Source organism: Bacillus cereus group sp. BfR-BA-01355 (assembly GCF_022663675.1).
Taxonomy (GTDB): Bacteria; Bacillota; Bacilli; order Bacillales; family Bacillaceae_G; genus Bacillus_A; species Bacillus_A thuringiensis_S.
This window is the reverse complement of sequence record NZ_JAKUFY010000155.1, coordinates 1-8,948: the sequence shown is the minus strand read 5'-3', so window position 1 is coordinate 8,948 and position 8,948 is coordinate 1. Positions and strand designations below refer to the sequence as shown.

Genomic DNA, 8,948 nt, shown 5'->3' with positions numbered 1-8,948 from the left:
ATAGACTAAATATTTTTTAAGAATCACAATCAATGTTTTATATTAAAAATAGAACCTTATAATTGAATTATAAAGTTCTAAACCATATTTAAATTTAACTACCAAGTTTACTCCATGTGAACGACTCACCACATAGCAAATGGTGATGTCAGAGCTTCTCAGTTCCACGACGAAAGTAACCTTTCGCCTCCCTGAGTGTTAATGCTGGTTGTTCCACTCCTAAATGTCCAACGCTTAGACGCTCTTTTGGTACGGTTGGTATTTTAGGAAACTTTTACGTATTACTAACCTACAGCCCTAAAATTTCTACAATCTGACGAGCTTTAGTATTATCAATATAATAATGCATCTCTAACCCCTTTCTTTCTGCACGGAGTACGATTCCTCTTAACTTTGCTAAATGTTGTGAAACAGTGGATTGTGGAAGTTTTAATACTTCTGTTAACTGTGTTACATTGCACATTTTATGATTCATTAATTCACTTATGATTTTTAATCGAACCGGATGTGCCATTACCCTTATTACATCTACATCTTCTTCGCGAATTTTAGCTAGATCATTATTAGATATTACTGTTAACATTTCACATTCTCCTTTATTATTAATTTCTATTTTCCTATTATCCTTATAAGTAATACTTATAGATAATTACAATTTGTCCTGTTGAGAAAATATATTCTTCCTCAATACAAAAAAGACACCTATTCCGAAAATAGTTTTTACTGTTCCAATGAATTGGTGTCTTATAATTTTTTGACCAAACTATATTTATTCATATTATAATCTATACATGACTTTGAATGATGCTTTCTAAGAAAAAATAATACTTCCACTCCTCGTTTCAAGATAACTTTAATCAAGATATTTTCTTTCTCATATTGCTAAACCTATAAGAACCCTCTACTCATCTCACCTTTTACATCATATATTATTTATTTCTCAATACAAAAATATGGAATAAAAATCCCAATAATGGTAATGTAAAGGTATCTTCAGTTGTTAACTGTCATCCCTTTTTAAAAGCCCTGTCTTTAAAAACAGGGCTTTTAAATTTACTCAATTAAAAATATCCTCGAACTAAACTGTCTATTAATTATAAACCTAAAACTTCAATAAGCTGATGTAAAAAGACATGAAACTCTAAACTAAAATTTTTTAAATCTATATAATATACATTTAATCTAATGTTAAACCAAATAAATAAATAAATTCGAAAGAATATAATTTATTTAAAGAAAAATCCCCAAAAAGATAAATTTTTAGGGATCAGATGCATTATACGTATATACGGTTTACCACTTGTTTTATTTTCTGGTTGATATTTTTAATTAAACGAATTTCTTCTGCTTTTAGTTCAGTTGATTTCACGTTAGGTGAATACCCTACTTCCACGACCAATTCTACTGCAACTGTATCTTTACAAGCCCATTTACCGAAGTGTAGGATTACTTTTTCTCAACTTATTTGATTTAGTACATTTACTAAAATATCTATCAAAAGCATGTATAAATCACTTGTTATTATAAAAGAGTATTTTTTATAGTTAACTTTTGAGTATTAAACAATACTATTCTAGACTGATAACCTTTGAATCTTACATATTTGTCAAAGAAATAATCATCGTGGCCCCTAATTTAATGCTCCATCATCTCGTGGGCAATATCATGTCCATCCATATCCGATGGGTAGTAGGTAGGCCAGTGTATGACTTCATCCAATAAAGCTTCACGATTGTCACCCCAATACAAGTGGTAGTGACCAGCTTTATTCGGATAAATACCATGATCACTAAATTGAATATACTGAGGAACTCCTTCTGTTTTTTCTGCTAGTTTAAATATGTATCTTACACCTCTATTCCCTGCATCATATGTCAGGATTTCGTACCCATCATAGATATACTCACCAGAATTTCCCTCTTTGTTTTTGTAGAATGTTACAGTATTGCCTTGAATCACGATACGGTTAACATCTGTTTGATACCCTTCATTATAATAATCCTTATATTCTTTAGCTGTCATTTTACCTTTATGTTTCGCTTTATAAGCAAATACCTCATCAAGCGTTCCATCTTGTAAATATGGATATACAGATTGCCAGTCTCCTTTCCAATCGGAGAGTGATCGATCCTTCACTTGGTTGTCTTCGAAATACCCTTCATAAATTTTTTCTATTTCTTCATCATGAGCATCACTATGATCATGACTGTGATCGTGTTCATTTTCGTGTGTATGACTTTCAGATGTTTGCTCTTGCTTTTTAGATGAACTTGAAGTCTGACAGCCTACTAATACTAACATTGAACTAATAGTTAATATACCTACCTTCTTTGTAAATGCAATTTTCATTATAAAACCTCCATTTAAATCGTAATGATTACGATTTAAATTATACATATGTCTGGTGCAAACATCAACGGAAAAATAATCCAATATTAATAAATAGATTATCCTATTTGTAAATCTTTTGAGACTATTACAAGTATGATGCAAAAGCTTCCGGACAATTGGAATAAGTCTATATAACCTCTTAGCTTTTCATTCTAATTTCTACTGAATATCATCTGAATTTGATTCATCAACTATTTCAAGTGCAGTTTTTTGAATATACTCATGTGCTATATGAGCTGAGTTTCTTGTTTGAAATCCTATAATCGTATTCCGATTTTCATTTTTAAATTCTTCCCTTGTTTATGAGAGCGCTTTGTAGAATTACCTAAAGCTTTTATTTTTCGGAGGGATTTTTATTAATGAACTGACCTTGCCAGGTATACGTTATTTTTACTCCATGGTGTTGAGAATCTGTTGTTTGAAACGCCTTATTTACTTCTTCAACTTTATTTGGTACGTATTTTTCTTTTAACTCTAATACACCATAAACGATGTTATTATAAGTTAACTTTACTTTTTCTGTAACAACTAGTGTTATAAAGATACTCCAAACAGATTCATTGTCTTATTTTGAAAGCCTCCCGTTAAAAGACTATACGCTCCGTTTGAAATTAATGCCAAATCAGGTAGTAGCATTGTATAAATTTCAATTCAATGAGTAATAGTAGAGACATCAAAATTAAGATCAATCCGACTAATTAATTTACCTCCTGAGGAATTCCTAAAAACAAACATTTTATATCTCCCCATAAAATGTTTGTTTCACTTCCTTGAAATGAAACATAAAATAATTCAAAGTACTTTATGTTTGAACAGATTGTTGTTTTTTCATGAATATAAGTAACATAAATACAGTTATTATTGAACGATAAATATGAAATGACGCTGTTAATTCACACCTAGATGCAAAACCTTTCCCTTGAAATACAGGCGTAATCTCAAGCTCTGGTATATCAATAATATGCATATATTCTCCAGCAACTCCGACAACCAGTCCTTTTATTGACCACGCAAAACCTGTTATGATTCCAGTACTAGCTGCGTCCCCTGTTCCAATTTGTGAATGCCATCTCCATTGATTGATTTTAACTTTTTTTAGATTTTTTTTAAGTACAGAATGAATCTCTTGCAACTTTTTTACTATCTCTCCAATACTATCAATCTGTGCCATTACTTTATTTTCAATACCGCCCTCTTCTTCTGCTTTTTCAATTTTTTGTCCAGTCTTTTTTTGCTGCTTTTCTATTCTTTCTAATACATCAAACGTATATTTAAATTTCCATATTTTAACTTGTAGTAAACATTGTTTCTCTATTTCTGTATATAAGAAAGTAACTTTCAAAGATATTTTCAAAAACAACATAAACAAAATAATCAATAACAGAATCCCGATCCCAATTACAAGCCACTTCATGCTTATCATCCTTTCATTCCATATCCATTATTGACATCACAATGAATATTATACAAATTCTTAAAATTGCGTATAAGTAAGCACCTTTAAATAATAAAAGCCTTGTGGCGTTCTATATTAAAATTTTTGTTGTATAATCTAGATACATATAATGAAATAGCATGGTAGAATGATGATCGTTAGAAAGAACAAAAAGTGCACGAGTTTTGAAATGCTACTATTATAACTAAAAACACCTCTTACTATCGTATTTAATTAAATACGATAGTAAGAGGTGTTTTTTTGCTTGTTCTATTCCATTTAATCACGCTTCATATTGTTCTACTCCAATTAGGCTGTTTGATAACAGTATATTAATGATAACGCCTATATTGGCCTATTATTGATTATTGTTTTCGCGAATTTCTTCGGAAGGTTCTTCCGTCGGATCTGGCTCATCTTCATCAACACCATTGCAACCACATAACAAACCTACAGATAAAACAGTAGACATAAAAGCAAGTAAATATTTTCTTTTCCTCACGGGATTATTCCTCCTTTCAGTTAAATATTTATGCTATTATCATCTACTTTTAAAAAAAGAATATGCTGAAGTTTTTTCAGTATTTTTTCCCATACATCCAATTAGAATTAAATATAATTATTGAAAAGGTAAGATTTTAAGATATCTGTAAGCCTATCTTAAAATGGAAAAGGGAGTAAACAATCATAATTACTCTGTATACGAAATTGTTTTTTTTTCAAATACTTTAAGCAAAAAACTTCAATAGGAGTGAAAAAATTGATAAGAAACAAACGTATAGTGATTCACCTATTTTTATTATTGGCTGTTATCACTGTTTTTATATGGTCTGTTATTAACCCTGCAAAATACTCGACATGGGCAGCAGAGGCTATTCTTGCTATTTTCGGTCTATTCATTATAATTGCAACGTACAATAAGTTTCGTCTCACCACTCTCTCTTATATGATTGTTACAATCTTGTCCATTACAATGTTTGTCGGTGGACATTACACATACTCAGAGGTGCCTCTTTTTAATTGGATACAAGATGTTTTTGATTTAAAACGAAATCACTACGATCGATTTGGACATTTGATAAAAGGCTTGTTTACCATTGTGATAAGAGAAATCTTATTACGGAAAACCCAACTAACTGAAGGCCCTTGGTTAGTTACGATTAGTATAAGTATTTCACTTGCTATTGCTGCATTATACGAAATCATTGAATGGTTAGCTTTTCAACTAGCAAAGGGAGGAAAAGGGGCAAAAGACTTTTTAGGTATGCAAGGCGATATATGGGATGCACAATGGGATATGTCACTTGCCTTAGTAGGCTCGATTCTTGCGTTACTCACCCTTTCGACATTACATAACCGACTATTGAGAAAGAATTGATAAAATTCCAATCTAATAATACATAACTTATTAGTTCCATTTTGATTTTTTTATAAAACTATTTCTCGTATTTCAGAAAAAAACTTAGGTAATATTAGGACGTTCCGGTTTAAAAATCAAGAATTATTAGTATAAGTTGGAATCATAAATCCCTATAAAATATCGCATCATAAATTATGTGAAATTGAAACGAGTGTTTCTTTTTACGATATTTTACAAAGGGGACAAAAAATGAATATGCTTAAATTTTTGATGTCATTATTCAATTCTAAAAAAATAACTCAACAAATGTTTGAGTTATTCGGAAATAAAAAGAAGAACAATAAAGGATGGATTTGGGCTTCTTTACTAGGATTAGGAACAGTTTTTGGTGTATTAGCAACACGTAATTCAAGTATGATAAGACCTATAAAACATACGTTCCAAGGTTTTCAAAATAAAACAAGAACATTTATTCCATCCAAAGTAAACTTGGCAAATATGGAGTTTGCTGATGAAATTAAGCCTAACACACAAAAGAAACAAAGTAATCCAAACTAATAACTGTCACTATTAAAAGACAACAACTCCATAAAAAACAGATAGCCGGTTCCTTGTTTTACAGGAAATCGGCTAATCTGTTTTAATACGTATAATTTTCTTTTTTTGATATGGTGATCCGAATTAACTTTTCAACATCTCCACTTGTTAATTGTTATGTATCTTCCTTTAACTCCTACCTTCATTATCCATTAGGTTTATAGGTTGCTTTTTCATCTTCAATTTTCGAAATCTTCTGTTTCCGCAATTTCATCACTAATTGATCTACTGTTCATTATAATTTTTTAAGTTAAAAACAAAACTTATACCGTTATCCTTTTGAAAATATTAATTTTAAATCTCTTTTAAATTTGAGATAATACTTTATGATGTAAGAACTTCTTTAGGCACCTTAGAATGAGTATAAACAAACTGCTCAATCATTTGATTTAACTCTGTAGGCGCTTTTGTTGGTATTTGATGTTTTGCACCAGGAATAAATCTTAATTCATTACATGGCAATTCTTCATGTAGTAAGTTTGCGTGACTATAAAAAGTTTTGTCATTTTGTCCATAAACCAATAACATAGGTAGATGAATACCTTTAAGACGATTGGTACATTTGTAGTGCAAACTATAACGATAATATTGTTCGATATTTTTTGCATTACCTTTCCGAGCTTCTCGAAACATTTTTTTGAATAATTTTTTTGTATTAGAGTTCCCCCATGAAATGGCAAATGCTAAAAATGAAATTGCTCTTGCTTTCGCTAATTGGACTCCAAGAGAAATTTTATTTTTTAAATATCCTTGACGCACTTCTGACATTCCACCTATTAGAATTCCCCCTAAACTATTTTCAGGATATGTTAATAAAAATTCCAAGGCAACTGAGCTTCCTGTTGAATACCCACATACAAAAGACTTTTTTATTTCCAAATAATCCAGTAAACTCTTCATATCTTTAGCAATTAGTGAATACGTAATTGGCTGACTTGAACTCTGACTGTTTCCATGTCCTCTAACATCAAAAGCGATTACTTTAAAATTTCTAGATAACTCTTCTATCTGATATTCAAAATTTTCACAGGTAAGTGTAGGTGGGTGAATAAAAATGATAGGAGTCCCTTCTCCTTTTACTATGTAGTAAAGGCTACATCCCTCTACATTTAACTTTGGCATATATTGAATCACCTCAACAATTTATAATCTCTTAATTAAAGCTACTGATTTCATAAGTATATCACCCTTAATAATTTGTATAAAAAGAAAGAAATATACTCATTTCCTATTTTGTTAAAGGATTCATTATTCATTTCTCTCTTCGTAAAACATAAAATGTTCAAAAAAGTTCATTTTGATTAGCGAAACATTTTAGACAGATATATACTTGTTTCATTAGTCACTTTTGGAATAAAGCTTTTAATACTTTTTATTTCTGCATAGCTTTCCTCAACGCGCTTATACTATAACTGTAACTTAAAGTCACAAACTATTACTCGGTACACGTGGACTTCCGTTTTATTACACGTAGTTAGTTTGCTTTGTTGCATAAAAGGAAGCTCATTAAACCTTCTACACCTCTAAAAAGTATCGGGTAATAGAGTATAGTATTATGGTATCAAGTAAGTAATATTAAAAAGGTGAATGATATGAAAAGATTTCTAACTTTGTATGCCTTATCTTTAATTTTAGCGGGATGTTCAGACAAACCACCCTCTCTTATAAAGAATGAATTACAAGTTAAACATAAAGATAACAAATTGACTCAAAACACAACACATTCATTTCAAAAAAGTAAACCTTTACAACCATCTCCCACTTCAGCCACTAAAAAAATCATTCTAGATGTGCCGCTTATTTCGCAAAAACCAGAATTAAAATATGGATGCGAAGTTACAAGTTTAGCGATGGTACTACACCATGCAGGCGCTAAGGTTAATAAAATGGATTTAGCTAGCGAGATAAAGAAAGATCCTACCCCACTGTCTACAAATAAAAGTGGAGACATCATTCAATGGGGAGATCCTAAAGAAGGTTTTGTTGGAGATATAACTGGAAAAAATAAGGGATACGCTGTCCACGTTCAACCGTTACAAGAATTAATGGAACGTTATCTGCCAAATCGTACAGTAAACTTAACAGGAAAATCTTTTAATACTGTGTTAGCTCAAATTAAGCTCGGTAAACCTGTAGTAGTATGGACTACAGGAGATTATCGCCTTCCAGATAGATGGGAATCTTGGAAACATGATGACAAAAAAATTACAGCTCCTTTGGATTTACACGCTGTTGTTATTGTAGGTTTGGAGGACAAATACATTTATATCAATGACCCATTAACTGTGAAAAAAGAAAACAAAGTAAGCCAAGATATCTTCATTCAATCATGGGAAGCATTAGGAAAACAGGCATTATCCTATCGCTAATGTAAATTTGCTAAATATCTAATACTTCTATTAGTTGTACCCTTCGTATACAACAAATAAAAAGTGATTTGATAATAAATATATTTTGTCCATAGAAGTACAAAATATAAAATACTCATTAAACCCGTTTTTATTTTGTATCTAAGTCTTTTTAGAATACGGACGACTCTTTTGTATCGACGATTTATTGCTAAAGCTATGTATAAAAAATGGCTTTTTAGGCGTGAATATCCGAGCTTATTTCATAAGAAATTTCTAAAAGAGATAGAATATATAAAGTCCGATTAAAATTAAGGGTTTTCAACTAATAGGAAATACAAAAATCTTTTCCAATTCTTTTTCACACAGTATCCTTTATTAGGATCATATCCCATTATTGAGTTTATAAAGTACATTGCAAGAATTAGTAATGAAACAATCAAAATAGAGTCCTGTTAATACAGGATTCCTCATTAATTTTATTATTATATATGAACTTTTATATTAAATCTCAGCTTCAGTCGCAATCCCCGCAGCCCACAGAGATTTAATATAATTAATCCATTGATTACTACTTTGAGGTAATCTTTCACTTTCGAATATTGTAGTATTACTGGCTAAGTAGTTTAGAGTTTCTTGTCCTATGTTCGAAAAGTTTAGACTTTCATGTCCCGTTATTGAGACATGAAAGTACCTACAAAATTTATGGTAATGGCTATTTATCATTGTTCATGTGATTTTAGTTTAAACTTTCATGTCTTTTTACAGTTGTAGTTGTACAAGGACAAGAATCGCTAAACTATTTAGACAAGAAAGT

Annotated in this window: 9 protein-coding genes and 1 pseudogene; 3 read left to right on the top strand and 7 right to left on the bottom strand. The window is 30.6% G+C overall.

The window, feature by feature from the left end; translation table 11 throughout:
* Positions 1–289 precede the first annotated feature (289 nt).
* The 6 genes and pseudogenes from MR167_RS28955 to MR167_RS28940 form a co-directional block, all read right to left on the bottom strand.
* A complete protein-coding gene (locus MR167_RS28955; RefSeq protein WP_000958629.1) occupies positions 290–583 on the bottom strand; it encodes an ArsR/SmtB family transcription factor in 294 nt (97 codons plus the stop codon).
* Between the two features lie 1,052 nt (positions 584–1,635).
* The gene (locus MR167_RS28950; protein WP_242316072.1) at positions 1,636–2,349 is read right to left on the bottom strand and encodes a ZinT family metal-binding protein; all 714 of its coding nucleotides are present in this window, start codon (positions 2,347–2,349) and stop codon (positions 1,636–1,638) included.
* A 201-nt stretch (positions 2,350–2,550) separates the two neighbouring features.
* A pseudogene (gene sat, locus MR167_RS33775) lies at positions 2,551–2,679 on the bottom strand (sulfate adenylyltransferase); the annotation flags it as partial.
* A gap of 46 nt (positions 2,680–2,725) precedes the next feature.
* Positions 2,726–2,929, bottom strand: a complete 204-nt coding sequence (locus tag MR167_RS33770) for a hypothetical protein (RefSeq protein WP_353842118.1) — start codon at positions 2,927–2,929, stop codon at positions 2,726–2,728.
* A gap of 264 nt (positions 2,930–3,193) precedes the next feature.
* Positions 3,194–3,814, bottom strand: a complete 621-nt coding sequence (locus MR167_RS28945; protein ID WP_242316071.1) for a DUF2953 domain-containing protein — start codon at positions 3,812–3,814, stop codon at positions 3,194–3,196.
* A 370-nt stretch (positions 3,815–4,184) separates the two neighbouring features.
* Positions 4,185–4,328, bottom strand: a complete 144-nt coding sequence (locus MR167_RS28940; protein WP_001231640.1) for a hypothetical protein — start codon at positions 4,326–4,328, stop codon at positions 4,185–4,187.
* 258 nt (positions 4,329–4,586) lie between these two features.
* Between MR167_RS28940 and MR167_RS28935 the strand changes: the two genes are divergently transcribed.
* Positions 4,587–5,204 (top strand): DUF2238 domain-containing protein, encoded by a 618-nt coding sequence (locus MR167_RS28935; protein WP_242316070.1) that lies wholly within the window; start codon positions 4,587–4,589, stop codon positions 5,202–5,204.
* 231 nt (positions 5,205–5,435) lie between these two features.
* Positions 5,436–5,744, top strand: a complete 309-nt coding sequence (locus MR167_RS28930) for a hypothetical protein (protein ID WP_078994669.1) — start codon at positions 5,436–5,438, stop codon at positions 5,742–5,744.
* 363 nt (positions 5,745–6,107) lie between these two features.
* Here the strand turns inward: MR167_RS28930 and MR167_RS28925 are convergent, their stop codons facing one another.
* The gene (locus tag MR167_RS28925; protein ID WP_242316069.1) at positions 6,108–6,905 is read right to left on the bottom strand and encodes an alpha/beta fold hydrolase; all 798 of its coding nucleotides are present in this window, start codon (positions 6,903–6,905) and stop codon (positions 6,108–6,110) included.
* A gap of 470 nt (positions 6,906–7,375) precedes the next feature.
* Here MR167_RS28925 and MR167_RS28920 point away from each other — a divergent pair, with 470 nt between their 5' ends.
* The gene (locus tag MR167_RS28920) at positions 7,376–8,152 is read left to right on the top strand and encodes a C39 family peptidase (protein ID WP_242316068.1); all 777 of its coding nucleotides are present in this window, start codon (positions 7,376–7,378) and stop codon (positions 8,150–8,152) included.
* Positions 8,153–8,948: the final 796 nt, after the last annotated feature.